The 434-nt window shown below is 65.2% G+C and carries 1 protein-coding gene; it reads left to right on the plus strand.

All coding sequences use genetic code 11. The features are described from left to right. Positions 1-240 (plus strand): hypothetical protein (locus ADL25_RS50550; protein ID WP_234380938.1); only part of this gene is annotated, 240 nt, incomplete at its 5' end. Positions 241-434: the final 194 nt, after the last annotated feature.

The raw sequence follows: 434 nt of genomic DNA on the forward strand, positions 1-434 counted from the left end.
CCACGAGGTCGAGCTGGTCTTCCTGCCGACCTACGGATCCTGGCTGAACTGGATCGAGGCCGAGTTCGCGGCCCTGCGCTACTTCGCACTCAACGGCACGACCACCGCAGCCACGACGAGCAGATCGCCGCCATCGCCGCCTACGTGCGCTGGCGCAACACTCACGCGGAACCGAAGACCAACTTCGCCCCCGACTCACCGATCCGCCAGTGGACCCAATACCCGGCCAAGGCTGCGTGACGAGCCACTAGATCACCGCCGGGCGCAGCGCGAGGGCCGTGAGCACGGCGGTTACGACGAAGGGAATGTAGACACTGATCAACACGTCGTCACAACCCGGTGCCTCAGTGCCCGTCACTGTCGCGCGCGTCGTGCTCGGACAGCAGGTGATGCAGTAGTTCCTCGTCCTGCTCGGAGAGCTCCGTGACGAAACG

Origin of the sequence: Streptomyces sp. NRRL F-5122, assembly GCF_001507435.1 — a bacterium.
In the GTDB taxonomy this organism is placed as follows: domain Bacteria; phylum Actinomycetota; class Actinomycetes; order Streptomycetales; family Streptomycetaceae; genus Streptomyces; species Streptomyces lannensis.